17 protein-coding genes are annotated in these 24295 nt (G+C 66.5%); 11 read left to right on the top strand and 6 right to left on the bottom strand.

The annotated features are described in order from the left end of the window. Nucleotides 1-39 precede the first annotated feature (39 nt). The gene (locus tag Q0319_RS08875) at nt 40-717 is read left to right on the top strand and encodes an ankyrin repeat domain-containing protein (protein WP_299451845.1); all 678 of its coding nucleotides are present in this window, start codon (nt 40-42) and stop codon (nt 715-717) included. An 8-nt stretch (nt 718-725) separates the two neighbouring features. Here the strand turns inward: Q0319_RS08875 and Q0319_RS08870 are convergent, their stop codons facing one another. After that, nucleotides 726-1805, bottom strand: a complete 1080-nt coding sequence (locus tag Q0319_RS08870; protein WP_296465600.1) for an ABC transporter ATP-binding protein — start codon at nt 1803-1805, stop codon at nt 726-728. A gap of 112 nt (nt 1806-1917) precedes the next feature. Here Q0319_RS08870 and Q0319_RS08865 point away from each other — a divergent pair, with 112 nt between their 5' ends. From Q0319_RS08865 to Q0319_RS08840, 6 genes are all read left to right on the top strand, one after another. After that, the gene (locus Q0319_RS08865; protein ID WP_296465597.1) at nt 1918-3537 is read left to right on the top strand and encodes an iron ABC transporter permease; all 1620 of its coding nucleotides are present in this window, start codon (nt 1918-1920) and stop codon (nt 3535-3537) included. 75 nt (nt 3538-3612) lie between these two features. Continuing rightward, nucleotides 3613-4635 carry an extracellular solute-binding protein gene (locus tag Q0319_RS08860; protein WP_296465594.1) on the top strand — a complete coding sequence of 341 codons (1023 nt, stop codon included), beginning with the start codon at nt 3613-3615 and terminating at the stop codon, nt 4633-4635. A gap of 89 nt (nt 4636-4724) precedes the next feature. Continuing rightward, nucleotides 4725-8231 carry an exodeoxyribonuclease V subunit gamma gene (recC, locus tag Q0319_RS08855; RefSeq protein ID WP_299451842.1) on the top strand — a complete coding sequence of 1169 codons (3507 nt, stop codon included), beginning with the start codon at nt 4725-4727 and terminating at the stop codon, nt 8229-8231. Next, a complete protein-coding gene (recB, locus tag Q0319_RS08850; RefSeq protein ID WP_299451840.1) occupies nt 8228-11947 on the top strand; it encodes an exodeoxyribonuclease V subunit beta in 3720 nt (1239 codons plus the stop codon). Before recC ends, recB begins: the two co-directional genes overlap by 4 nt. Beyond that, nucleotides 11944-14028, top strand: coding sequence for an exodeoxyribonuclease V subunit alpha (gene recD / locus Q0319_RS08845; RefSeq protein ID WP_296465585.1), 2085 nt, complete (start codon nt 11944-11946; stop codon nt 14026-14028). The genes recB and recD overlap by 4 nt, the downstream gene beginning before the upstream one ends. Nucleotides 14029-14122: 94 nt before the next feature. Further along, nucleotides 14123-15037 (top strand): DMT family transporter, encoded by a 915-nt coding sequence (locus Q0319_RS08840; RefSeq protein ID WP_296465582.1) that lies wholly within the window; start codon nt 14123-14125, stop codon nt 15035-15037. Nucleotides 15038-15280: 243 nt separating this feature from the next. On the opposite strand, the gene Q0319_RS08835 is transcribed toward Q0319_RS08840, so the two are convergent. Then, on the bottom strand, nt 15281-16090 hold the full coding sequence (locus tag Q0319_RS08835; RefSeq protein WP_296465579.1) for a tannase/feruloyl esterase family alpha/beta hydrolase: 810 nt from the start codon (nt 16088-16090) through the stop codon (nt 15281-15283). Nucleotides 16091-16356: 266 nt separating this feature from the next. On the opposite strand from Q0319_RS08835, the gene Q0319_RS08830 reads away from it, so the two are divergent. Further along, nucleotides 16357-17805 carry an MFS transporter gene (locus Q0319_RS08830; RefSeq protein ID WP_296465577.1) on the top strand — a complete coding sequence of 483 codons (1449 nt, stop codon included), beginning with the start codon at nt 16357-16359 and terminating at the stop codon, nt 17803-17805. Nucleotides 17806-17813: 8 nt separating this feature from the next. Here the strand turns inward: Q0319_RS08830 and Q0319_RS08825 are convergent, their stop codons facing one another. Continuing rightward, nucleotides 17814-18359, bottom strand: a complete 546-nt coding sequence (locus Q0319_RS08825; protein WP_296465575.1) for a FecR domain-containing protein — start codon at nt 18357-18359, stop codon at nt 17814-17816. A gap of 148 nt (nt 18360-18507) precedes the next feature. Here Q0319_RS08825 and Q0319_RS08820 point away from each other — a divergent pair, with 148 nt between their 5' ends. Then, the gene (locus Q0319_RS08820; protein WP_296465572.1) at nt 18508-19761 is read left to right on the top strand and encodes an MFS transporter; all 1254 of its coding nucleotides are present in this window, start codon (nt 18508-18510) and stop codon (nt 19759-19761) included. Between the two features lie 12 nt (nt 19762-19773). On the opposite strand, the gene Q0319_RS08815 is transcribed toward Q0319_RS08820, so the two are convergent. From Q0319_RS08815 to Q0319_RS08805, 3 genes are read right to left on the bottom strand one after another with little or no spacing between them, the layout of a single operon-like run. Then, a complete protein-coding gene (locus tag Q0319_RS08815) occupies nt 19774-20268 on the bottom strand; it encodes a TPM domain-containing protein (protein ID WP_296465569.1) in 495 nt (164 codons plus the stop codon). 2 nt (nt 20269-20270) lie between these two features. Then, on the bottom strand, nt 20271-21167 hold the full coding sequence (locus Q0319_RS08810; protein WP_299451835.1) for a TPM domain-containing protein: 897 nt from the start codon (nt 21165-21167) through the stop codon (nt 20271-20273). After that, nucleotides 21164-21775 (bottom strand): LemA family protein, encoded by a 612-nt coding sequence (locus Q0319_RS08805; protein WP_296469118.1) that lies wholly within the window; start codon nt 21773-21775, stop codon nt 21164-21166. The genes Q0319_RS08810 and Q0319_RS08805 overlap by 4 nt, the downstream gene beginning before the upstream one ends. Nucleotides 21776-22023: 248 nt before the next feature. Here Q0319_RS08805 and asd point away from each other — a divergent pair, with 248 nt between their 5' ends. After that, complete coding sequence (gene asd, locus Q0319_RS08800; protein ID WP_296469120.1) at nt 22024-22881, top strand: archaetidylserine decarboxylase; 858 nt, start codon at nt 22024-22026, stop codon at nt 22879-22881. A 267-nt stretch (nt 22882-23148) separates the two neighbouring features. After that, nucleotides 23149-24291, top strand: a complete 1143-nt coding sequence (locus tag Q0319_RS08795) for an alanine--glyoxylate aminotransferase family protein (protein ID WP_296469132.1) — start codon at nt 23149-23151, stop codon at nt 24289-24291. The last annotated feature ends 4 nt before the right edge of the window (nt 24292-24295 follow it).

The raw sequence follows: 24295 nt of genomic DNA, 5'->3' as shown, positions 1-24295 counted from the left end.
TAATCAACAACTTACTAATAATATTTAAAGGTATTTGGCATGAACAACACACTGGTTCGCTCGGTGCTCGCCTTCCTTGCGGTCTGGTGGTGTGCGGCGGCCTTTTCGACGTCGCAAGCAGGGGCGGCCGAAGAATTCTGGATCGCGATACGCAATGACCGCGCCGATACGGTCAAGACGCTGCTCCAGCGGGGCCTGGACCCCAACATGCCCAACGAGCTCAGCAATACGCCGCTCTTGGAGGCCATCAAGGAAGAATCGTGGGCGGTCTATGACGTGCTGCTCGCCGACAAGCGCATCGATGTCAACCGCAAGAACCTGCTGGGCGAAAGCCCGCTGATGTACCTCGCCATACGCGGCGAAACCGCACGCATGCAAGCCTTGATCGAGCGTGGGGCCGAGGTCAACCATCCAGGCTGGACGGCGCTTCATTACGCGGCCTCGAAAGGCAATGACGACGCCGTGCGCCTCCTGCTCGAGCACCATGCCTACATCGATGCCGAGTCGCCGGGAAAAATGACGCCGCTCATGATGGCCATGCGCTACAACCACGCCTCGACGGTGAAGTTGCTTCTCGACGAAGGCGCCGACGGATACGTGCGCAACGAGGAAGGAAAAAATGCCGCCGACCTCGCCCGGGAAGCGGGTAACACCCGGCTGGCGAATGATTTCATCGAGCGCCTGAATTACGAGCGCCAGCGCCGCATGCGGCGGTGATCGCGCCTCTACGCCTGTGCGCCGGCGGCAGGGAACGACACCAGCCGGTTCCCGCACAAGCGTATGCCGATGTCGTCGCCCACCTGGTGACCGTCTTCCTGCGGCATGTACGCCAGCACCTCGGAGCCCGACGGCAGGCGCAGGGTATAGACGTAGTCCGGCCCGCGGAAAGTCTTGTGCACGAGGCGGGCCCGGATCGGACTGCGCCCGTCGGCGCAAATGTCTCCCGGCCGGACCAGTACGGTCAGTGCCCCGTCCCGTCCGCCTTGCGGCGGCGTTTGCGTGGCCTCGGCTTCGCCCAGCTCCAGGCTGACCCGCCCGCCGTCGCCGATCGACCGGCCCGGCAGGAGCACCCCGGCGCCGATGAAAGCCGCCACGAAAGGCGAGGCGGGCGAGTGATATAGCTGGTAGGGGCTATCCCACTGCACGATCCTGCCGTGCTCCATCACGCCGATTTCGTCCGCCATCGCGAATGCCTCGGCCTGGTCGTGCGTCACGAGGAGGGCGGTCGCCCCGGCTTCCTTCAGAATGTCCCGGATCTCACCGGCCAGGCGTTCGCGCAAATCTGCGTCCAGGCTGGAAAAGGGTTCGTCCAACAGCAAGAGCTCCGGCCTCGGCGCGAGCGCCCGGGCCAAGGCCACACGCTGCTGCTGGCCGCCGGACAGCTCATGGGGATACTTCCTGGCCAAGGCCGACAGGCCAACCAGCGACAAGAGCTCCCCGACGCGCCGTGCACGCTCGGCGGCCGATTCGCGGCGCAACCCGAAGCCTACGTTGTCGGCCACGCATAAATGCGGGAAGAGGGCGTAGTCCTGGAACATGACGCCCACCCGGCGCTTCTCGGGCGCGAGGCTGCGGCGCGGGGTCGCCACGACCTCGCCATGCAGCGCAATGCTTCCTGCCAGCAAAGGTTCGAACCCGCTAATGGCGCGCAATACCGTGCTTTTTCCGCAGCCCGAAGGGCCGAGCAGGCACCCGATGCGGCCTTCCCGCAGCTCCATCGACAGGTCGTCGACCACGACATGCCAGCCGCCCGGCACGCGATAACCGACGCGTATGTGATCGAGTTGCAGGTGGGAATGAGGCATAGTGACAAAGCGAATCGCAAGAGCAGATGAATATAATTCGTATTCCCATATGCCGCCAACGCGAAAGCAGGTCTGCGCGCCGGCTCCTCTCACCAACCCTTTCAGAGGCCCGATGCACCGACGCACCGCGCTCTCCTGGCCCGCCGTTGCCGCGGCCGCCTTCATCGCCATCCCGATCCTGGGGCTGCTGCTGTCGGTATTGATCACCGACTCGCAGGCGCGCGACATCCTGTCCCATCTCGCGGCGACGGTCCTGCCGTCCTACGTCGCCACCTCGCTGGCGCTAATGGCCTGCGTCGGCACGGGCGCCGCGGTGGTCGGCATCGCGGCGGCCTGGGTGGTCGCCGCCTACGATTTTCCCGGGCGCCGCGTCTACGAATGGGCGCTCATCCTGCCGCTCGCCATGCCGACCTATGTCATGGCCTATGCCCTGACCGATTTCTTCCAATTCTCCGGCCCCGTGCAGACCCTGCTGCGGGAGGTGACGGGCCGACCGGCGCTTCCCTGGTTTCCGGCCATACGCTCCTGGTACGGCGCAGCGCTCGTGTTTATCTTTGCGTTCTATCCCTACGTTTACCTGCTCGCGCGCACCGCGTTCCTGGAACGCAGCCCGGGACTGGCCGAAGCGGCACGCACGCTCGGCTGCGGCCCGGCCCGCGCGTTTTTCACCGTCGTGCTCCCGCTCGCCCGGCCCGCTGCCGTGGCCGGCGTCACGCTGGTACTGATGGAGACCCTGGCCGACTACGGCGCCGTCTCGTATTTCGGCGTGCAGACGTTCACGACCGGCATTTACCGGGCATGGCTCTCCATGGGCGATCGGATCGCGGCCTCGCAGCTGGCCGCCGCGCTCCTCGTCTTCGTTTTCGTCCTCGTGTGGCTGGAGCGGCGCAGCCGCACTCGCCTGCGCTTCCATGCCGGCGCCCACAAGCGTCCGCCCACGCCCAAGCGGCTCACCGGACGAAGCGTGGCCTGGGCCCATTTGACCTGCCTGTTGCCGCTCACCATGGGCTTTCTGCTGCCTGTCGCGATCATGCTTCGCATGGCTTTTCGGGACCTGGATGCGGTGAACTGGAGCCGGTATGCCGACTGGCTCTCCAATACGCTGCAGCTCGCCGCCACGACCTCCGTGCTCGCAGTGGCGGTGGCCGTGGCGCTGGCCTATGCGGCGCGCCTCGCGCCCGGCCGGGTGGTGCGGTTGGCCAACGGCATTGCTGCCCTGGGCTATGCCGTTCCGGGCGCAGTCTTGGCAGTGGGGCTGCTCGTCGTCGTGGGCGCGCTCGACCGGTGGCTCGAATCGATAGGCGGCTGGCAAACGGCCTTCACAGGTACGCTGACGCTGCTGATCTACGCCTACCTGGTCCGCTTCCTCGCCGTCGCCTTGCAGACCGTGGAGGCCGGCCTGGCCAAGATCACTCCTGCGCTGGACGCCAGTGCACGCACGCTCGGAGCCACGAGCTGGGAGTTGCTCGTGCGCGTACACCAGCCGCTGCTGCGACGCAGCCTGCTCACCGCGGCCCTGCTGGTCTTCGTCGACGTCATGAAGGAATTGCCCGCCACGCTGGTGCTGCGTCCGTTCAACTTCGACACGCTGGCCGTGATCACCGACCAACTCGCCTCGGATGAACGCCTGGGGGAGGCCGCCGTGCCTGCACTGACCATCGTCCTGGCCGGGCTGTTGCCCGTCATTGTGCTGGCTCGGGCCATTTCCCGCGGCTCCCTTACGAGAAGCTGAAAAGTTTGACTCGCCTGATTGGTAATGATAATAATTTCAATTCCCTGACTGAGCTCTTCTGTGGAGAGTGCGTCCATGCCCAAGCTTTCCTTGCTCTGCGCAGCGTTGCTGGTATCCGCCGGCCTCCAGGCGCAGGAATTGAACATTTATTCAGCCCGCCATTACCAGACCGACGAGATCCTCTATAAAGGCTTCACAGACCAGACGGGCATCAAGATCAACCGCTTCGAAGCAGGGGATGCCGCACTGATCGAACGCCTGAAGAGCGAAGGGGCGAAAAGCCCTGCCGACGTCATCCTGATGGTAGATGCCGCACGCCTGTGGCGGGCGGAGCGGGACGGCCTGTTCCAGCCGGTCAATTCCAAGGTCCTGGCCGAGCGCATTCCCGCCAACCTGCAGGGCGGGGAGCCTGGCAAAGATCCCCTTTGGTTTGGCTTTTCCACCCGCGCGCGCGTCATCGTCTACAACAAGGCCACCGTCAACCCAGCAGACGTCGACACCTATGAAAAGCTGGCCGATCCTAAGAACAAAGGCAAGGTTTGCACCCGGTCCGGATCGCACCCTTACATGCTCTCGCTGCTCGGTTCGCTGATTGAGCGCAACGGCGAGGCCGCCGCGGAGCAATGGGCCCGGGGCATGGTGGCCAACATGGCACGCCCACCGCAGGGAGGCGACACCGACCAGATCAAGGGAGTCGCCTCGGGCGAGTGCGGCGTGGCCTTGACGAACAACTACTACTACGTGCGCATGGCCCGTTCCGACAAGCCGGAAGACAAGGCGGCGATCGCCAAGGTCGGCTTCATCTGGCCCGACCAGGCCGGCCAAGGCGTGCACATGAACGTGGCCGGTGGCGGGGTGGCGCGCCACGCTCCCCACAAGGAAGCCGCGGTCAAGTTCCTCGAATACCTCGCCAGCGACCAAGCGCAAAAGTATTTCGCCGCCGGCAACAACGAGTGGCCCGCCGTCCGTTCGGTCAAGACCGACAACCCCGCCCTTGAGGCGCTCGGATCGTTCAAGGCGGAAACGGTCTCGATCGCCGCCATCGGCCGCAATCAGGTCACGGCACAGAAAATCCTGGACCGGGTCGGATACAAGTGATCCGCCCCAAGGGGCCGGGCAGGGCCCCCTGGGAGACAGGCCAGCGGCCGGTAGAATGAGGCATTGCCACGCTCGCCTAGCTTCGAACGATGCCTTTTCCGTCCTCGCTGCCCCCCGGTTTCATGGTCGTCCACGGCAATCGCCTGGAGGAGCTTCGCGGCGTAGCGGTGTCGTGGATGAAGCGATACCCGCTCGGGCCGCTCGAGGCCGAGACGATCCTGGTCCAGAGCAACGGCATCGCACAGTGGCTCAAGCTCGCCCTGGCGGAAGATCCGCGGGGCGGCGGCGAAGAAGAGGGCGCCGTGGGATGCGGCATCGCGGCGGCAGTGGATGTCCAGCTGCCCGGCCGCTTTCTTTGGCGCGCCTATCGCTGCGTGCTCGGACGTGACCGGCTGCCCGAAACCTCATCCCTGGATCGCGACGGCCTGACCTGGCGCCTCGTGCGCCTGCTCCCCACGCTGCTCGACGACGACGTGTTCCTGCCGCTACGGCGATTCCTGGCCGACGACCACGGCATGCGCAAGCGCCACCAATTGGCCGAGCGCCTCGCGGACTTGTTCGACCAATATCAGGTGTATCGCGCGGACTGGCTGGACGATTGGGAGCACGGGCGGGACGTCTTGCGCACGTCCCGGCGCGGGATCGTGCCCCTGGGCCCGGAAGATCGCTGGCAAGCTGCACTGTGGCGCGCCGTGCTCGCAGACCTGGGCGAAGACGAACGCCTCCATAGCCGTGCGCGGGTACATCGCGAATTCGTGGCCCGGCTCGCCCGCGCCGATCGCGCGCCCGCCGGCCTGCCCCGGCGCGTCATGGTGTTCGGCATTTCGTCCATGCCCGCGCAGGCCCTGGAAGCGCTGGCGGCACTGTCGAAGTTCTCGCAGGTGCTGCTGTGCGTGCACAACCCTTGCCAGCACCATTGGGCCGACATCGTGGCCGACCAAGACCTGCTGCGCCACCAGTATCGCCGCCAGCAGCGCCGCCCCGGCATGCCGGCCGGCGCCGGCACGCAGGCGCTGCACGGGTTCGGCAACCCCTTGCTCGCTGCCTGGGGCAAGCAGGGGCGCGATTACATCAACCTGCTCGACACCTATGACGTCCCCGAACGTTATCGGGACCACTTCGCGCCCATCAGCGACCGCCGCATCGATTTGTTCAGCGAGCCGCGCGCCGACCGGCTGCTGACGCAGATCCAGGACGACATCCTGAACCTGCGCTCGCTCGCCGAGACGCGCGACCACTGGGGGCCGGTGGATCCCGCGCGGGACCGCTCCGTGCGCTTTCACATCGCACACAGCCCGCAACGCGAAGTCGAGGTCTTGCACGACCAGCTCCTCGCGCGCTTCGACGCCGACCCCCAGCTGCGTCCGCGCGATGTGATCGTCATGGTGCCCGACATCGATGCCTACGCGCCGCACATCCGGGCCGTGTTCGGGCAGATCGACCCCCAGGACCGCCGGTACATCCCGTTCACATTGGCGGACCAGGGGCAACGTGGACGCGAACCGCTGCTGATCGCCGTCGAGCACTTGCTGAAGCTCCCCGAAAGCCGCTTCGCCGTCAGCGAAATCCTGGACCTCCTGGACGTGCCGGCAGTACGCAAGCGCTTTGGCCTGAAAGAAACCGACCTGCCGACCCTGCACCGATGGATAGAAGGCGCGGGGGTACGGTGGGGACTGGACGGCCGCCAGCGTGCGAGCCTGGGGCTGCCCGCAGGCATGGAGCAGAATACGTGGCGGTTCGGGTTGCGCCGCATGCTGCTCGGCTACGCGGTGGGCTCCGGCACAGCTTTCCACGACATCGAGCCCTATGACGAAATCGGCGGCTTAGAAGCGGCCTTGGTAGGTTCGCTCGAAGCGCTGGTGCAGGGTCTGGACGAGGCCTGCGCCGAGCTCGCGACTCCCGCATCGCCCGACGCCTGGGGACAGCGGCTGCGCCGGCTCTTGTCGCAGTTCTTTGCCCCCGCCCACGCCAACGAGGAGGCCGCATTGGGCGTCCTCTCCCAATTGCTGGAAGAGTGGCTAGACACCTGCGAGCGAGCTCGCTTGCATGAAGAACTCCCCTTGGTGGTCGTGCGCGAAGCCTGGCTGGGCGCCCTCGACCGCAGCAGGCTCAACCAGCGCTTCCTGGCCGGTGCGGTCAATTTCTGCACGCTCATGCCCATGCGTGCCATCCCGTTCAAACTCGTCTGCCTGCTGGGCATGAACGACGGCGAGTATCCCCGTGTGCAGCCGCCTTCGGATTTCGACCTGATGCGGGCCGATTACCGTCCGGGCGACCGTTCCCGCCGCGAAGACGACCGCTATCTGTTGCTCGAAGCGCTGCTGTCTGCCCGCGAGGAGCTTTACGTGAGCTGGGTCGGGCGCAGCGTGCGCGACAACAGCGAACGGCCGCCATCGGTCCTGATCGCACAATTGCGCGACCACATCGCCGCGGGCTGGCGCCTGCAGGGCGCGCCCGATGATGGCCAGGCGCTGTTGGATGCGCTCACCACCATCCATCCTCTCCAGCCGTTCAGCCGGCGCTACTTCGCGGGCGATCCAGGCTATTTCACCTATGCCCGCGAATGGGCCGCGATGCACGAAAGCAAGCCTTCCCAACGGCCGGTGCCGGACTCCCTGCCACCGCTGCCGACCCCCGCCAAGACGCTGGACTTCATCCAGTTGCAAAGCTTCGTCCGGGATCCACTGCGCGCCTTCTTCAACCAACGGCTCAAGGTCTACTTCGACGACGCGGACGCCGCTGCGGAAGACGAGGAGCCCTTCGCCCTCGACCGGCTGGACCATTACCAGCTGAGCGACTACTTGGTACATGCCGCCCTCGACGCCGAAGACGAAAACGATGCGCTCGGGCGGTTGGAAGAAGCAGCCCGGTCCCTGGCCCGCAGCGGGCGGCTGCCTCTCGCGGGCTTCGGCGAACGCCTGCGCCAGGCGCTGATCGCGCCGCTGCCGCCGCTGTTGGCCCGTCATCGGGAGCTCCGCGCTGATTGGCCGGATGCGCCGAGCGCGCCGGTGGGAATCGACCTGCCGCACGGCACGGCACGGCTCCAGGGCTGGCTGGCCGGCTTACGGACCAATGGGAAAGGGGAACATTTGCTCTTGGAGGTGGCCCCGAACGAGATCGGGGCCGACAACAAGCGCCTCAAGTGGCCGCGGCTGATCCGCCCCTGGGTGGCGCACCTGGCCGGCAATGCGATGGGGCTGCGGCAACAGACCATCCTTCTTGCCACGGATGCCGAATTGTCCTTTCCTCCGCTGGCCGCGGACCAGGCGCGGACGTGGCTCGCCGCGCTGCTGGACGCCTGGGAGGCGGGCATGTGTTCACCGCCCCCGGTGGCCGTGCGCTCGGCATTCGCCTGGCTGGCGGCGCTGCCCGACCAAGACGCCGCCTATGAACAGGCCCAGAAGGTTTACGAAGGCTCTGCCTTCGCAGCCGGGGAAAGAACGGGCAGCCCTTACTTGACACGCCAGTATCCCGACTTCGCAGCGCTCTGGTCCGAGGGCGCATTCGGCGAGTGGGCCGCCACCCTTTACCAGCCGCTTCTCCAGACAGTCAGCGAACACATGCATTCATCGCGCCGACCGGGAGATGCCGCATGAACGCCGCCTCCCGCCCAACCGTCCGGCAAGACCTCGCACTGAGCCTGCCCCTGCGTGGCAGCCGGTTGATCGAAGCCAGCGCGGGCACTGGCAAGACCTTCACCATCTCAGCGCTATTCGTCCGCCTCGTGCTCGGCCACGGCGGAGAAGGCGCCGGGTTCGGCCGCGAGCTGCTGCCACCGGAAATTTTGGTGGTCACCTTCACGGATGCGGCCACACAAGAACTGCGCGACCGCATCCGAACCCGGCTCGCACAGGCCGCGCGACATTTCCGCGAGGAGATCGACGCCCCCGACGCCTTGATCGGGCAGCTGCGCGCTTCCTACGACCCGGGCGACTGGCCTGCCTGCGCGTCCAAGCTGGACGTCGCCGCACAATGGATGGACGAGGCCGCCGTCTCGACCATCCATAGCTGGTGTCAACGCATGCTGCGCGAACACGCGTTCGATAGCGGCAGTCTCTTTGAGCAGAAGCTGGAAACCGACCAGACCGAGCTGCTGGCGGAGGTCGTGCGCGATTACTGGCGCAGGCATTGCTATGCCCTGCGAGGGCAGGCCTTGGAATGGGTAGAGCAGAATTGGGGGACGCCGGATCAATTGCGCCACCGGATCATGCCCTTGCTCCCCCATGTCTCCCCCCGCGAGGCCGGGGGCGAGGTGATGCTGCAGGAGCTGCTGGATGGGGCAATGCGGGCGAGGAAAGACGCGCTGGCTCGCCTGAAGGCGCCCTGGCCGGCATGGGCGGCGGAATTGCGCGCCCTCTGCGATGCCGCCTGCGCGGCCAAGCAGGTCAATGCGCGCAAATTCCAGGCGCGCTGGTACGGCCCCTGGTTCGACAGGCTCGCCGCCTGGGCCGCCGACCCCGAGCAGGAAGGGCTGGACCTCGGCACGGGGTTCCACCGGCTGACCCCCGCCGGCATGGCGGAAATCTGCGCTCCCGGGTTTACGATTACGCATCCGGGGCTCGACGCCCTGGCGAAGCTGCCGGAACACTTGGACCGGCTCCCTTCGGCAGACGCCGACATGCTCGCGCATGCGGCCCGATGGGTGCGCGCGCGTTTCGACGAAGAAAAGCGCCGCCGTGCCGAGATGGGGTTCGACGACATGCTGGCGCGACTGGACGAGGCGCTGCGCGGCGAGAACGGCGATCGCCTGGCGCAGCTGATCCGCGCCCAGTTCCCGGTTGCGCTGATCGACGAATTCCAAGACACCGACCCCGTTCAATATCGCATCTTCGACCGCATCTACCGGGTCGCAGAAAACCGGGAAGATTGTGCGCTGCTGATGATCGGCGACCCCAAGCAGGCGATTTACGGCTTCCGGGGTGCCGACATCCACACCTATCTGTCAGCCAGGACGGCGACCCGCGGGCGCCACTACAGCCTGGACACCAACTACCGCTCGAGCACCGACATGGTAGAGGCCGTCAACATGCTGTTCGCGGCGGCCGAAAACCGGGCGCAAGGGAAGGGGGCGTTCCTCTTTCGCCAGCGCGACGACAACCCCTTGCCATTCTCCCCGGTACGGGCCAACGGCCTTGCCGAGACGCTGGTCGTCGACGGCGCGCCCGTGCCTGCGCTCGGCATCTGGGTCGCCGAACAGGAGGCACCAAGCGCCATCGGTGCCTATCGCAACGCCATGGCCGCTGCCTGTGCGTCCGCCATCGTGCACCTGCTGGAAACGGGACGCCGCGGACGAACGGGATTCCGCCGCGGCGAGGTAGTGCGAGGGCTTCGACCCGCGGACATCGCCGTGCTGGTGCGTGACGCGATCGAAGCGCAGGTGATCCGCTCCGAGCTGGCCGCTCGCGGCATACGCAGCGTCTACCTGTCAGACAAAGACTCCGTGTTCGATAGCGCCGAAGCAGCAGACGTGCTTCTCTGGCTCCGGGCCTGCGCCGAGCCGGAAGCGGATCGTCGCCTGCGCGCGGCGCTCGCCAGCCCGACGCTGGCCCGGCCGCTCGCAGAACTCGACGAACTGAACCGCGATGAACGTGCATGGGAAGGCTGGGTGCTGCGCTTCCGGGGCTACCGTGACATTTGGCGACGGCAGGGGATATTGCCCATGATGCGGCGTTTCATGGACGACTTCGAGCTTCCGTCCGCCCTGGCGCGGCGTGCCGACGGCGAACGCGTCCTCACCAACCTGCTGCACCTGGCCGAACTGCTGCAACGCGCCGCCGGGGAGCTGGATGGAGAACAAGCGCTGATTCGCCACCTCGCCGAGCATCTGGGGCAAGACCGCCAGGCAAGCGATGAACAGATTCTGCGCCTGGAAAGCGATGCGGAATTGCTCAAGGTCGTGACGGTGCACAAGTCCAAGGGGCTCGAATACCCGCTCGTCTTCCTGCCATTCGCCTGCTCATTCCGTCCCGCCGACAAGAATCGCCCACCCCTGCGTTATCACGACGACCAAGGCAACTTGGTCGTCAGCCTCGCGCCCGACGAAGACGAAGAGCGGTTGGCCGACCAGGAACGGCTGGCGGAAGATTTGCGCCTGCTCTATGTCGCGCTCACGCGTGCGCGCCACGCATGCTGGCTGGGCGTGGCCGATCTGCAGAACGGGCGCGACAAGCAATCGGGCTGGCATCGCAGCGCGCTCGGCTATCTCGTCGGGGGAGGGCAGCAGCTCGCCCGCAGCGCAGACCTGCCGGGACTGCTGCAGGCCCTGGATCCCTCGGGGGCGCGCATCCGCGTCAGCGCCGCCCCGGCCATCGACGGGCACGCACTGACCGGTGACGACGCATCACACGAGGCGCCAAGCTACCGGATTCCCACCCGCGAGCCGGGCGAACCCTGGTGGATTGCCTCGTACAGCGCACTGCGCATCGCCCAGCTCGCGCCGGCAGAGCGGGGGCCAAGCCCGCTCCTGCATGGCGACCTGAGCCCGGAAACGCCGGAAGCGCAGAAGCTCTACGACGACGACGAAGCCGAGCCCGACGGCACGCCGACCGTGTCCGGCGGCACGGGCATGCACCGGTTTCCGCGCGGTCCGGGGCCCGGGACCTTCCTCCACGGCCTGTGCGAATGGGCCGGAGCCGAGGGTTTCGCCGACATTGCCGCCGCCCCCGAGCGGGTCGCCGACGTCGTCGCCCGCCGCTGCAACCGGCGAGGCTGGGAGCCCTGGATCGCTCCGCTGAGCCGATGGCTCTCGGGATTGCTAGAGGAGCGCCTACCCCTGGGCGGGGCAGGAGAGAGCTTCTGTCTCGCCGAGCTGCGCGCCTACCAGGTCGAAATGGAGTTTTGGTTCGAAAGCCGCAATGTCGATGTCTCGCGCATCGACGCCCTGGTGCGGCGCCACGTATTGCCCGGCATGCCACGTCCGGCCCTCGAGCCGGCCATCGTCAACGGCATGTTCAAGGGTTTCATGGACCTGGCATTCGAACACCACGGCCGTTACTACGTGGCGGACTACAAATCCAACTGGCTCGGCCCCACCGATGCGGCCTACACCCCAGCCGCCATGCAGGCGGAGATCCTCGCCAAGCGCTATGACCTGCAGTACGTGCTGTACCTGCTTGCGCTACACCGCCAGCTGGCGGCCCGCCTGCCTGATTACGACTACGAGCGCCACTTGGGGGGAGCCCTTTACCTATTCCTGCGTGGCACCGGCGCGCCGACGCGGGGCGTGTATTTCGACCGGCCGCCGCGGGCGCTCATCGAAGCGCTCGACCGCCTGTTCACCGGCGCCGGGTCTGCCATGGAAACGCCAGCATGATTTCGGGATCGTTCAATTACGAACTGCCTTTCGATGCGCCTCCCGAGCCTTCGGCCCATCTGCGCGATCGACGGGCCTTGCTCGGCTTGCTGGACCAATGGGCCGAGCGCGGCTGGCTGCGCCGCCTGGACCGGGCGTTCGCGGGCTTTCTCTACGACTGTGAGCCACAAGCCGATCCGCTGGTGGCCTTGGCGGCGGCATTGGCCAGCCACCAACTCGGACACGGGCATGTGTGCCTCGACCTCGCCCTGGCGCTGGAGCGGCCGGACGAGGCACTGTCTCTTCCTCCCGAAGGCGACACGGCGCAGGCGATGAGCTTGCCTTCCGACGTGCTGGCGGGCGTGGACCTGGACGCCTGGCAACAAGCTCTCGCGGCGAGCCCACTCGTTGCCACGCCGGAGGCGGCGGAAGGGGACGCTGCCGGACGCCCGCTGGTCCTCGATGGCCAACGCCTCTACCTGCGCCGCTACTGGGACTTCGAGCAGCGCATCGCCACATCGCTCCGGCGCCGGCTGCAACAGCCAGTCAACCCGCCACCCGGGCTAAAGCAGATGCTAGCGCAGCTGTTCGACGCCCCGGACGCATCGCCCGCGCCTGGCCCCGACTGGCAAAAACTCGCCTGCGCCTTGGCCGCCCGCGGCAGCGTCAGCATCATTACCGGCGGACCGGGGACCGGCAAGACCACGACCGTGGTAAGGCTGCTCGCGCTGCTGCAAATGGCTGCGCACGAAGCAGGGCGGCCGCTGCGCATCCTCTTGGCTGCCCCGACCGGCAAAGCCGCGGCGCGCCTGGCTGCTTCGATCGCTGACCAAGTCGGCCGGCTGCCAGTCCCCGATGCGGTGCGCGCCTCCATTCCTACCGACGTGTCCACCCTGCATCGCCTGCTCGGAAGGCGTCCGGACACGCGCCACTTCCGCCACCATGCGGGCAATCCGTTGCCGCTGGACGTGCTCGTCGTGGACGAAGCATCCATGGTAGACGTGGAAATGATGGCGCACCTGCTGGCCGCGCTGCCCATCCACGCCCGGCTCGTCATGCTCGGGGACAAAGACCAGCTCGCCTCGGTGGAGGCGGGCGCGGTACTGGGCGATCTGTGCAAGGACGCGGAAGAGGGGAGGTATACCGTTGAGACCGTGCGCTGGCTGGAAGAAGCCAGCGGGGAAAGCTTGGCCGAGGCCGGACTCCTGCCCGGCGAACCGCAGCGGCACGCCATGGCCCAGCAGACCGTCATGCTGAGGCGCTCGCGGCGTTTCGGCGCTGACAGCGGCATAGGCCGATTGGCCCGCGCCGTCAACGCCGGCGACCCGATATCGGTGCGGCGCGTACTGGACGAAGAGGCGTCCGGCGATGACGCCCACATTTATGCGGCCCGCGCCCTCGCGCCGGACGCGCTGGACAGCCTGCTGCTCGACGGCCATGCCCGAACTGCGCGCGGCAAGCCGCAGGGCTACGCCCATTACCTCAACGTCCTGCAAACACACCGCCCGCCAGCCGGCCTGCCAGCGGACGATCCTGCCTGGGACGCGTGGGCCCTGGCGGTCCTTGGAGCCTTCGACGAATTCCGCCTCCTGTGCGCGGTCCGAAAAGGCGAACATGGCGTGGAAGGCCTCAATGCACGCGTCTCGCGCGCATTGTGCGCCCGCGGCCTGATCGCGCAAGAGCAGGGCTGGTACGAGGGGCGCCCGGTGCTCGTCACCCAGAACGACTACAGCCTGGGCTTGATGAATGGCGACATTGGCATCGCGCTGCGCATCCCGCTCCCGGGAGCATCCGGCGAGACCGCTTTGCGCGTCGCTTTCCCGCGCAGCGACGGATCGCCCGGCGTGCGCTTCGCGCTGCCGAGCCGCCTGACTGCGGTCGAAACGGTGTTCGCCATGACCGTGCACAAATCGCAGGGCTCCGAGTTCGCGCATACGGCCCTCATCCTGCCAGCCACGATCAGCCCCATCCTGACGCGCGAGCTGATCTACACCGGCGTGACGCGAGCCAAGACCTGGTTCACGCTGATCGAGCCGCACGCGGGCGTGCTCGAAGAAGCCGTCACCCGGCGCGTGCGGCGCACCAGCGGCTTGGCAATCTAAGGCGGCCCTGGTGTCCCCTCGGGCTGTGCAACAATGCCGGCCGCGGAGCAGGGGGGCTGTCTCCGCCCCATCGCTTCCTACTGGAGTCCGTTCCTTGCGCATCATCGATTTGGCCACATTGATCGCCCTGGCAGGGCTTTGGAGCCTAGGCTTCGTCTTTACGCGCGAACTTTCACCCCTGCTCGGCCCCATGCCGACCGCCGCCGGGCGCATTGTGCTGGCCGGCTTGTTCTTGGCGGGCGTCATACTGGTTCGCCGCCAACCGTGGCGCTTTCACGGCAAGCTCGGCGCGGGGCTGCTGCTCGGGGTCGTCAACTCCGGCATCCCGTTCGTGCTGTATTGCTTTGCCGCGCAATACCTTCCAGCCGGATACCTCGTCATTCTCAACGCCACGACGCCGCTCACGGGCGCCTTGATCGGCGCGGCGTTTTTCCATGATCGCATCACCGGCTACAAGATCGCCGGCGCGGTAGTCGGCATGCTCGGCGTGGCAGTGCTCACAGGCGCCGGGCCCGTCGAGTTCGGACTGCCGGTGCTCATGGGCTGCCTGGCCTGCCTGCTGGCGGCTGCTTGCTATGGCCTGGCCCCGTTCCTGACACGACGCTGGATCTACGAGCGAGGCAGCTTCGACAATCTCTTGCTCACGTTCAGTAGCCAGGTCGGCGCCATGCTCCTCGTCGTCCCGATGGCGGGCGCCACGGGCCTGAACCGGCCGTTGGCGGAACTGGACGCCTATGCGCTCATGCCGTCCATGCTGGCGCTGGGCGTGCTCAGCACGGGCGTCGCGTACTTGCTGTATTTCCGATTGCTGGCCAACATCGGACCGCAACGCATCCTGACCGTGACATTCATCATGCCGCCGTTCGGCGTGCTGTGGGGAACGCTGTTGCTGGGCGAAGCACTGTCATGGGCGCATCTGTGGGGCGGCCTGGCGATTTTGCTTGCGGTGTACCTGAGCTTGCAGGCTCCCAAGGCGTCCGCGCCAGAAAGCACGGGCAAGCGTGCCTGATGGGACGCGGCGGGCTGCGCCCCGCCAAGCCAAATATGCGCATAATGTATATTATGTAAAGTCACGTGGAAAAGAGAAAGGCGGCCAGTACCAGGCGGCCCCGCCTCGTTCCCGGGCCATTCGGTCTAACCCGTCTGCGCCATCCCCCTCGTTTCGTTGCGGGCTCATGGAGAGTGCCTGGCCCCCGAAGGCCGGGCCGCGCGTGACTCACTGTACACGCGCGGCCCGGCGCCCACATGGGCGTCAGTCTTCTACGACGCAGCGGAAGTTGGCAGCGTCATCCGTGCTGCCGGTGCCGACATAGCGCGCCACGGCCGGGTATTGGCACAGCGGCCGCGTACGCTCGATGCCGTTGGCCACGACGTTGCCCACGAACTTCGTCGCGATGATCTCGGCCGGTTTCTGGTCCTTTTCGGACCAGTCCATCAGCGCGCGGAAGATATCGTGCTTGGCGTCCTGCGGTACCGAACCGCTTGCGCGTTGGCCGAACTGATTAGGCCCGTCGCCGCCGCTGCAGTGGCCCATGCCCGGCACCATGTAGAGCACGGCGAAATCATCCACGCCCTCGCCCATGGTCTTGCGCACGTTGTCGTAGTAGCGGATCGTGCCTTGCGGCATGATGAGCGTATCGGCCCAGCCGTGGTACATGATGAGCTTGCCGCCGCGGCTCTTGAAAGCCGACAGATCGGGATTGTCAGTCGCGATCACCGGCCCGACCGCATTCACGGTGTCGGTGAAGAACTGGCCATAGTTGGCATAGGTGAGCGTCTTCCAATCCCAGTCCGGATCGAGGTACACCCAGTACTTGGGCTGCTCGACGGCGATCGAGAACGGCGTTGCCCCGGCAAGCGCACCCAGGGGCGTGCCGCGCTCAAGCCCTGGCCACAGGAGTTCACCCTCGATGTTCCGTGCGCCGTCCCAGATCTTCTTGATCGCCACGGCCTCAGCCGGCGTCAGGCAGGAGTTGTCGGTGCAATCGGGCCGGGTAATCCCAGCGACGCGCGCACCGCAGGTGAGCGGCGTGGCGCGGTGTATGTCATGGCGACGGAACACGCCCGTCGCCTTTTTATGCGCTGATGGTAGTGCCCTGCGCGGGCGATGACATGGACGATCTCGACATGCATCAGGACAATCAGAACATGGCGTGCCTGCCCCACGCTTCACTGTGCCCGCGGGTATGCTGCTTGCTGAAGCATGTGCGGCTCTTCCCTTGGTACTACGCCTTTCACGGCGGAGCACAGGTGTCCACTACCCATTCCGCGCACGGCCGGTCCGCGGCTGGCGCTTGAAAGCCGAAGCGATATGATCGAATAGCGTCGATGACCCGGGCCTATCCGCACGTGATACGCAGCAACCTTCCACGCAGGCTCGACCGCCTGCCTTGGTCTTCCTGGCACACGCGCGTGGCCGTCGCGCTGGGTGTCGCATGGATCCTGGATGGACTGGAGGTCACGCTCGTCGGCAGCGTGGGCGGAGTACTGGAGCGTGGCGACACCCTGGGCCTGAGCGCGGCGCAAATCGGTTGGTCAGGCTCCCTTTACATCGCCGGCGCGGTGCTGGGCGCATTGGGGTTCGGCTGGCTGGCCGATCGCCTCGGCCGCCGCAAGCTGTTCCTGGTCACCTTGGTGATTTATACCGTTGGCAGCCTCGCGACGGCCTTCTCCCCGGGGTTCCTCATGTTCGCGCTGTGCCGCTTCGTTACGGGCCTGGGCATAGGGGGCGAATATGCGGCGATCAATTCCGCCATCGATGAACTCATCCCGGCCCGGGTACGGGGACGCGTCAATCTCGCGATCAACGGCAGCTTCTGGCTGGGTGCGGCGCTCGGCGCGGGTTTGAGCCTCTTGGTGCTGGACCCGCGCGTGTTCGGCCCCGTATGGGGATGGCGCGCGGCGTTTCTTGCGGGCGCAGCCATGGCCGTCGCGATCCTGCTGGTGCGCCGCCACGTGCCCGAGAGCCCGCGGTGGCTGATTGCGCACGGCCGCCTGGGGGAAGCCGAACGCATCGTGTCAGCCGTCGAAGCCGAGGTGGAGCGTCGACACGGCAAGCTCCCGCCGGTGACTGGCGAGATGCCAGTTGCAGGCCGCGCCGCCTCGCTTGCCATGGTCGCGCGCGTGTTGTTGCACCGCTATCGGCGCCGCAGCGCCGTCGGCCTGGCGCTGATGGTGGCGCAGGCGTTTTTCTACAACGCCATTTTCTTTACGTATTCGCTGGTGCTGACGCGCTTTCACCATGTGCCGGAAGGCCGGGTCGGACTCTACGTCTTTCCGTTCGCGCTTGCCAATGTGCTAGGCCCTCTTCTCTTGGGCCCGCTTTTCGACCGCATCGGCCGCCGGCGCATGATGGCGTTCACCTACACATCCGCCGGCCTCGGCCTGGCCTTGAGCGGATGGGCTTTCGTACAGGAGTGGTTGGATGCCCGCTCCCAGGCATGGTGCTGGTCAGCCGTGTTTTTCCTCGCATCGGCCGCCGCCAGTTCCGCCTACCTGACGGTGAGCGAAGTGTTTCCGCTGGAAATGCGCGCCATGGCAATCGCGATCTTCTATGCCGTGGGCACGGGGCTGGGAGGGTTCGCCGGCCCTGCCCTGTTTGGCGAGCTGATCGGCACCGGCAGCCCCGCCGCGGTCGCCGCGGGCTACGCCGCCGCAGCATCGCTGATGATGCTTGCCGGCATCGGCGCGCTGCGCCTCGGCGTGGATGCTGAGCGCAGGTCCTTGGAAGAGATCGCCCCGCCGCTCGGTGCCGAAGCCGATGTGCCGCCCCGGTAACGGCGCGCTCAAGGCCGGCTAACGCTGTGCGTGCGGCTGCCCATGTCTATGGTCAGGAGGTCGCCAGCCTGCAACTCGACGAATTCGCGCGGGCCCGCGGTGACGGTACGTACTTTCAATGCGCCCTCTTTCACCGCCACCTTCAGTTGCTCCGGTGCCGCCGCCACGCTGAAGACGATGTCGGGCAGCTCGAGGCGGGAACCCTCGATGACGACTTCGTTCAGGCCCGATTGGACAGTAAAAGCCGCGCGGTACAGCCATCGCACCCGGAATGTCGCTTCCCCTTGCGCAAGGGAGACGTGCCGGCGGCGGGAGTAATACGCGACCCCGAGAACCGTGTCCGGCCCGGCCTCGATGCGCGAGCCGTCGGGCAGGCCGAGCTGCCGGGAGCCGGCCTCGGTGCGAAGCCGCTCCGTGAATTGGGGCGAGCTGTCGCGCATGACCCAGCTGACAGTCAGCATGCCGAGCAAGACGAGCACGAGCGCAGCGGCGCTCCACAACAACCACTTGCGCCACGTCGAAGAGGGCTGGGAAGAAGAATCGGGTCCGGACATGAAAAGGTGGGAACAGAATCGCGATCGGCTGCTGCGATTATAAGGACCGTCCCGGAAAGCCGGCCCGACATGCCTAGATGCCCGTTCGACATTGGACGACGCGGCCCGAAAAGCCTAGAGTGGAGCCCTCGCTTTCCCTCGCCGTCCCATGTCGTCTTCTTCCCGCAATCCGCACGCCCACGCCGGGTCGAGCCCCATCCCCCCACAGGGCCCGGTCCATCACATCCAACGGGGCACCCGCGATTTTTGGCGCGCCGTCGTCGCACTGTTTGCATCCGGATTTTCTACGTTCTCCCTGCTTTATTTCGTCCAACCGCTACTGCCGCTGTTCTCCCACGATTTTTCGCTCTCCCCCGCGGCCAGCAGCCTGGCCATCTCGCTGACCACTGCGCTGCTGGCCGTATCCATGCTGCTGGCCAGCGCCATGTCGGAACGCCTGGGACGCCGACCGCTGATGATTGCCTCCTTGCTCAGTTCCGCCGCGTTGACCACGGCCATGGCCTGGCTCCCGGATTGGCCGGTCCTGCTATTCATGCGCGCGCTCATGGGCATCACGTTGAGCGGGTTGCCAGCGGTCGCCATGGCTTACGTCGGCGAAGAGATGGAGCCGCGCGCGGCCGGTTTCGCGATGGGGCTATACATCGGCGGATCCGCCATCGGCGGCATGTCCGGACGCCTGCTGGCGGGAATCATTGCCGAGGGCTTCGGCTGGCGCACCGCCGCCCTGCTCATCGGCCTGCTCGGATTCTCGGGCGCCGCCTTGTTCTGGAAAACGCTTCCGGCATCGCGCAACTTCCACCCGCGCCCCCTGGACGTGCGCGGGATGGCGGCCGGCTTTCGCGCGCATTTGGTCAACCCTGTCATGCTCCGCTTGTTCGCGCAGGGCTTCCTGCTCATGGGGGGATTCGTGGCGGTCTACAACTACGTAGGCTTTCGCCTGCTCGCGCCCCCCTTCTCGCTCGGGCACGCGGTGGTCGGCATGGTGTCCATCGCCTACCTGGCCGGCATCTTCAGTTCCGCCTGGATGGGAGACCTGGCCGCCCGGCACGGACGCGGGCGGGTCATGACGGCCGGGGTCCTGCTGCAACTGGCGGGGTCGCTGCTCATGCTATCGCCCCACCTTGCGCTGCTCGTGGCTGGCATGGTCATCCTGACCTTTGGTTTCTTTGGCGCCCATTCCATTTGCAGCACCTGGGTCGCCCGCACTGCACGGCAAGGTCGCGCCCAAGCCTCGTCGCTCTACCTCTTCGGCTATTACTGCGGCTCGAGCCTGATCGGTGCAGGCGGCGGCTATGCGCTTGCCGAAGCAGGCTGGACCGGGTTCATCGGGCTGGTCGCCGCCTTGCTGGTGCTGGCCGCCCTCAATGCCCTGCTGCTGTCGCGCAGCGTCCCGGAGAGTTGACCGGCTCGGTGCCTACATGACGTAAGGGCGGTCGGGCAGCTCGTTGCTCCGCTCCGCACCGGGATAGTGGCGGGCCAGCGTGGCGCCCAACGCCGCGATGCCGTCGATGACGCCCTGCTCATAGCGGCCTTCCCGGAAGGCGTGCTCGATGTTGCGGCAGATGGTCTCCCAGGCCTCGGCGCCGGCGCGGGCATGAATGCCCCGGTCGCAGACGAGCTCGACGGCATGGTCGGCCATGAGCACATAGAGCAAAATCCCGTTGTTTTCGGCCGTATCCCACACGCGGTGCAGGGCGAAGACCTCCAGCGCCCGTTCCCGCGGCGACTGCTGCTGCCACAAGGGCCCCATGTCGAGCGCGCTTTCCACGACGAAGCGGATCTCGCCGTGGCAGCGCGCCTCGACCTCGCGTATGGCCCGCTCGATGGCATCGAGCGCCGAAGGCGGAAAGGCCCGGCGCGCCGCGCGGCGCGTCGTGAGCAGGTGTCGCAGGAATCGTTTGAACGCCATGGTCACCACCGCCCCGAGGCGCCGCCGCCGCCGAAGCCTCCACCGCCTCCGCCGCCGAAGCCGCCTCCTCCGAACCCCCCGCCGAAGCCGCCGCCCCTGCCTCCCCGATGGCCGCCACCATAACCGCCCGGAAGGCCGGCAAACCCGCCTCCGACCAGGGTAAAGAAAAACGCCAGCGCCCCACCGACCAAGGCAATGGCCAGGGCGCCGGACAAGAGCCAGGCGACGAGACCGACGATGCCGCCGGTGGCCGTTGCACCCGGCAGGCGGCCGAGCAAGCGCCGCAACAACCCGCCTGCCCCCAGGGCAATGATCAGCAGGACCGGAGCAATGCCTTCCGCATCGTTGCCCTCTGTGCCCCGCTGCGGCGGCGGCAGCGGTTCACCGTCGATTAGCCGCATGATGCGATCGGCGCCCTGCTCGATGCCGCCATAGAAATCGCCCGCCTGGAACCGGGGGGCGACGATCTCGTCGAGGATGCGGTTGGCCGTGGCATCGGTCAGCACGCCCTCGAGCCCGTACCCCACCTCGATGCGCATGCGCCTATCGTTCTTCGCGACGAGGAACAGCACCCCGTCATCCACGTTCTTGCGCCCGGGCTTCCATGCCTCGGCCACGCGCATCGAATATTGCTCGATGCTCTCGGGCTGGGTGGTGGGGACCAGCAGGATTGCGACCTGGCTGCCTTTCCGGTCCTGGAAGTCACGCAGGCGCCTCTCCAGCCCGGCTTTCTGCTCCGGGCTCAAGGTCGCGGTCAAATCGGTGACTAGCGCCTCGAAGGGCGGTATGGGCGCCAGGTCGTCGGCGGCCCAGGCCGAAGCCGCCGCCAGCCACACCCATATCGCGCCGGCAGCGAGCAGCCGGCCCGCCCGGCGCAGGTGGTGTCGCCAATCCTTCATTTTTCTCCGGAGGGTCGTCCGCTGCCGAAGTCGACCACCGGCGGCGCAGAAATGGCGCTTTCATTGGCCACCGAAAAATTCGCCTTGACCGGGTAGCCGAACATCTTGGCCGTGAGGTTGCTCGGGAAAGACCGGACAATGACGTTGTAGTCCTGGACCGCCTTGATGTAGCGATTGCGCGCTACCGCAATCCGGTTCTCAGTGCCCTCCAATTGCGCCTGCAGGTCCCGGAAATTCTGGTTGGCCTTGAGGTCCGGATACCGCTCGACGACCACCATAAGCCGGGACAGCGCGCTCGTGAGCTGTTGCTGCGCGGCGTCGAACTTGGCAAAGGCCTCGGGATCATTGACCAACTCCGGGGTGGCGTTGATGCCAGTTGCCTGGGCGCGCGCATTGACGACCGCCGTCAGCGTCTCCTGCTCGTGGGCGGCATATCCCTTGACCGTGTTGACCAGGTTCGGGATCAGGTCTGCGCGCCGCTGGTACTGGTTCAACACTTCGGACCAGCTCGCCTTGACCTGCTCATCGGCTCTTTGCAGGTCGTTGTAGCCGCAGCCGGACAGTCCCAGCAGCACTACCGCAAAAAAAGCTGTCAGCAGGTTTCTCACCGTCGATTCTCCTCAGGCTGCATCGCAAACGGCCCAAGCATAGCGCATGCGGCCACAGATCGAATCGTGCGTAGCATTCCGACACCATGCCCCGTCTCCCGGCAACCACCGAACCCGGCCTTGCGGCGTGCCGGCGCACCGTCCACCCATGCACGTGCGGTGCACCGGCCCTGGGATTTTTTCCTCTTCCCGGCAGCCTGTAATATCGGGGGATCCGAATTCGCGCCTCGCCGCAGCGAGGCCTCGACATGTCGCTCAAAGACCAGCTTTTCATTTACAGCCAGTACCTCACGCCCCAGGCCCTGCTTTCGAGCCTGTTCGGACGCCTGGCCCAGTGCCGCACGGCGCCGCTGAAGAACCGCGCCATCGCCCGCTTCATCCGCCAATACGGCGTCGACATGAGCGAGGCGCTCGAACCGGACCCAACCGCCTACGAGCATTTCAACGCATTCTTCACGCGTGCGCTCAAGCCGGGTGCCCGACCCCTCGATGCCTCGCCCGGGGCCGTACTGTCCCCCGCGGACGGCGCGATCAGCCAGCTGGGGGCCATTCGCGACGGCCGGATCTTCCAGGCCAAGGGCCACCATTTCACTGCCGACGAACTATTGGGCGGCGACGCCGAACGGGCCGAACCCTTCCGGAACGGAAACTTCGCCACCATTTACCTGTCCCCGCGCGATTACCATCGCGTGCACATGCCCACGGCGGGCACGCTGCGCGAAACGGTGTACGTGCCGGGCCGCCTGTTTTCAGTCAATCCGCTCACTGCCCGCTCGGTGCCACGGCTGTTCGCCCGCAATGAACGCCTTGCCTGCCTGTTCGATACTGAATTCGGCCCCATGGCCGTCGTCCTGGTGGGCGCCATGATCGTGGGCGCCATGGAAACGGTGTGGGCCGGACAGGTCAAGCCTCACGGCTCGCGCATCGTTACGACCCGTTACGAAACAGGCGCCGTGCGCTTGGAGAAGGGCGCCGAGATGGGGCGATTCAAGCTGGGCTCGACCGTGGTCCTGCTGTTCCCGCCGGGCCGGGTGAACTGGTCAGAATCGCTCGGTCCGCTCAGCGGCGTGCGCATGGGCCAGGCCCTGGGCCGCGCAGTTCTATAATTCGTTATCGTCGAACGTCTCGACAACCGCGGCGCACGCTAGGCCGCCGCGGAACTTGCGCCGCCGCTTCACCGCATGCCACCCGGGCCATGCGACGTCCCGGCCGAGCCACCTTACTTGCCGTCAACCAACATGCCGACCCGTCCGCTTCGCGCCGCCGAAGAAACCGCTGACACCGCTTCCTCGACCGACCACTCCCAGCTCTCTTTCCTGCAACCGCCACAGGTCCGCCTGCTGAGCGAAATCCTGCCCGACGACCCGCTGCTCATGATGGGCGCCGGCCCGGTTCCCATTCCGGACGCGGTCGCGCACGCCAACTCGGTGGTCATCAACCACTTGGGCTCGACAATGTCCACCATCATTTCCCAGGTCAAGCAGATGGCGGGCTATGTGTTCCAGACGCGGTCACAGTGGGTGCTGGGCGTGGCGGGCCCCGGCTCGGCTGCGATGGAAATGGCCATCTGCAACCTGGTCACCCCGTCGAGCAAGGTGCTGTGCGTGGTCAACGGTTTTTTCAGCGCGCGCATGGCCGAGATGAGCCGCCGGCTCGGCGCAGACGTCGTGTGCGTGGAAGTGGAAGGCCACCAGGCGGCCTCCGCCGAGGTTGTCGAACGCGAGATCGCGCGCCACAGCCCCGATGTGCTGACCATCGTCCAGGGCGAGACTTCCAATACCATCTTCAACCGCGAGCTGCCCGCGATCGCCAAGGCCGCGAAAAAATACGGCTGCCTGGTCATCGTCGATGCCGTGTGCACGCTGAGCACCATGCCGCTGCAAATGGACGACTGGCAGATCGACGCCGTCATCACGGGTGGCCAGAAAGGCCTCTCGTCCATTCCCGGCGTCTCGCTCATCGCCTTTTCCGACGCCGCCTGGGAGCGCATCAGCCGGCGCACGATGCCCAACACGCATTGGGTGCTCGACGCCAAGCTGGCCGAGAATTTCTGGCACAAGGGCTCGTACCACTACACCGCGCCGGTATCTGGCGTACTCGCGCTGCATGAAGCGCTACGCCTGGTCTGCGCCGAAACCTTGCCTGTACGTTTCGCGCGCCATTCCCGGTCGTCCTTCGCCCTGCAGAACGGCATCGAGGCCATGGGCCTGCGCCTGTTCGCGCCGCAGTCGTCCCGGCTGAACTCGGTGGTTGGCATCACAGTGCCGGACGGATTGACCAATACCCAGATCTGCGACCACATCTCGCGCCGCTACCGGGTGGAAATCTCGGGTTCCTTCGGCCTGCCCATCGTGCGCATCGGACAAATGGGCGAACAATGCCGCACCCACAACCTGTTCCGCACGCTGCACGCGCTGGGCTCCACCATGCGTGACCTAGGCGCCAAGGTCGACATGCCTGCCAGCATGGCCACGCTGGAGTACAGCCTGCAGACCATGGCGCCCCCGGCCTGCTGAGCGC

It is taken from the genome of uncultured Pigmentiphaga sp. (genome assembly GCF_937950555.1).
Lineage (GTDB): Bacteria > Pseudomonadota > Gammaproteobacteria > Burkholderiales > Burkholderiaceae_B > Pigmentiphaga.
The sequence above is the reverse complement of the archived record's forward strand: the minus strand, read 5'-3'. Positions and strand labels throughout refer to the sequence as shown.

Excerpts from the sequence above, each read along its gene's own strand:
- asd (WP_296469120.1), top strand. The coding sequence starts at position 22,024 with ATGTCGCTCAAAGACCAGCTTTTCATTTACAGCCAGTACCTCACGCCC.
- Q0319_RS08815 (WP_296465569.1), bottom strand. The coding sequence starts at position 20,268 with ATGGCGTTCAAACGATTCCTGCGACACCTGCTCACGACGCGCCGCGCG.
- Q0319_RS08830 (WP_296465577.1), top strand. The coding sequence starts at position 16,357 with ATGACCCGGGCCTATCCGCACGTGATACGCAGCAACCTTCCACGCAGG.
- recD (WP_296465585.1), top strand. The coding sequence starts at position 11,944 with ATGATTTCGGGATCGTTCAATTACGAACTGCCTTTCGATGCGCCTCCC.
- Q0319_RS08860 (WP_296465594.1), top strand. The coding sequence starts at position 3,613 with ATGCCCAAGCTTTCCTTGCTCTGCGCAGCGTTGCTGGTATCCGCCGGC.
- recB (WP_299451840.1), top strand. The coding sequence starts at position 8,228 with ATGAACGCCGCCTCCCGCCCAACCGTCCGGCAAGACCTCGCACTGAGC.
- Q0319_RS08795 (WP_296469132.1), top strand. The coding sequence starts at position 23,149 with ATGATGGGCGCCGGCCCGGTTCCCATTCCGGACGCGGTCGCGCACGCC.
- Q0319_RS08825 (WP_296465575.1), bottom strand. The coding sequence starts at position 18,359 with ATGTCCGGACCCGATTCTTCTTCCCAGCCCTCTTCGACGTGGCGCAAG.
- Q0319_RS08820 (WP_296465572.1), top strand. The coding sequence starts at position 18,508 with ATGTCGTCTTCTTCCCGCAATCCGCACGCCCACGCCGGGTCGAGCCCC.
- recC (WP_299451842.1), top strand. The coding sequence starts at position 4,725 with ATGCCTTTTCCGTCCTCGCTGCCCCCCGGTTTCATGGTCGTCCACGGC.
- Q0319_RS08810 (WP_299451835.1), bottom strand. The coding sequence starts at position 21,167 with ATGAAGGATTGGCGACACCACCTGCGCCGGGCGGGCCGGCTGCTCGCT.
- Q0319_RS08870 (WP_296465600.1), bottom strand. The coding sequence starts at position 1,805 with ATGCCTCATTCCCACCTGCAACTCGATCACATACGCGTCGGTTATCGC.
- Q0319_RS08865 (WP_296465597.1), top strand. The coding sequence starts at position 1,918 with ATGCACCGACGCACCGCGCTCTCCTGGCCCGCCGTTGCCGCGGCCGCC.
- Q0319_RS08875 (WP_299451845.1), top strand. The coding sequence starts at position 40 with ATGAACAACACACTGGTTCGCTCGGTGCTCGCCTTCCTTGCGGTCTGG.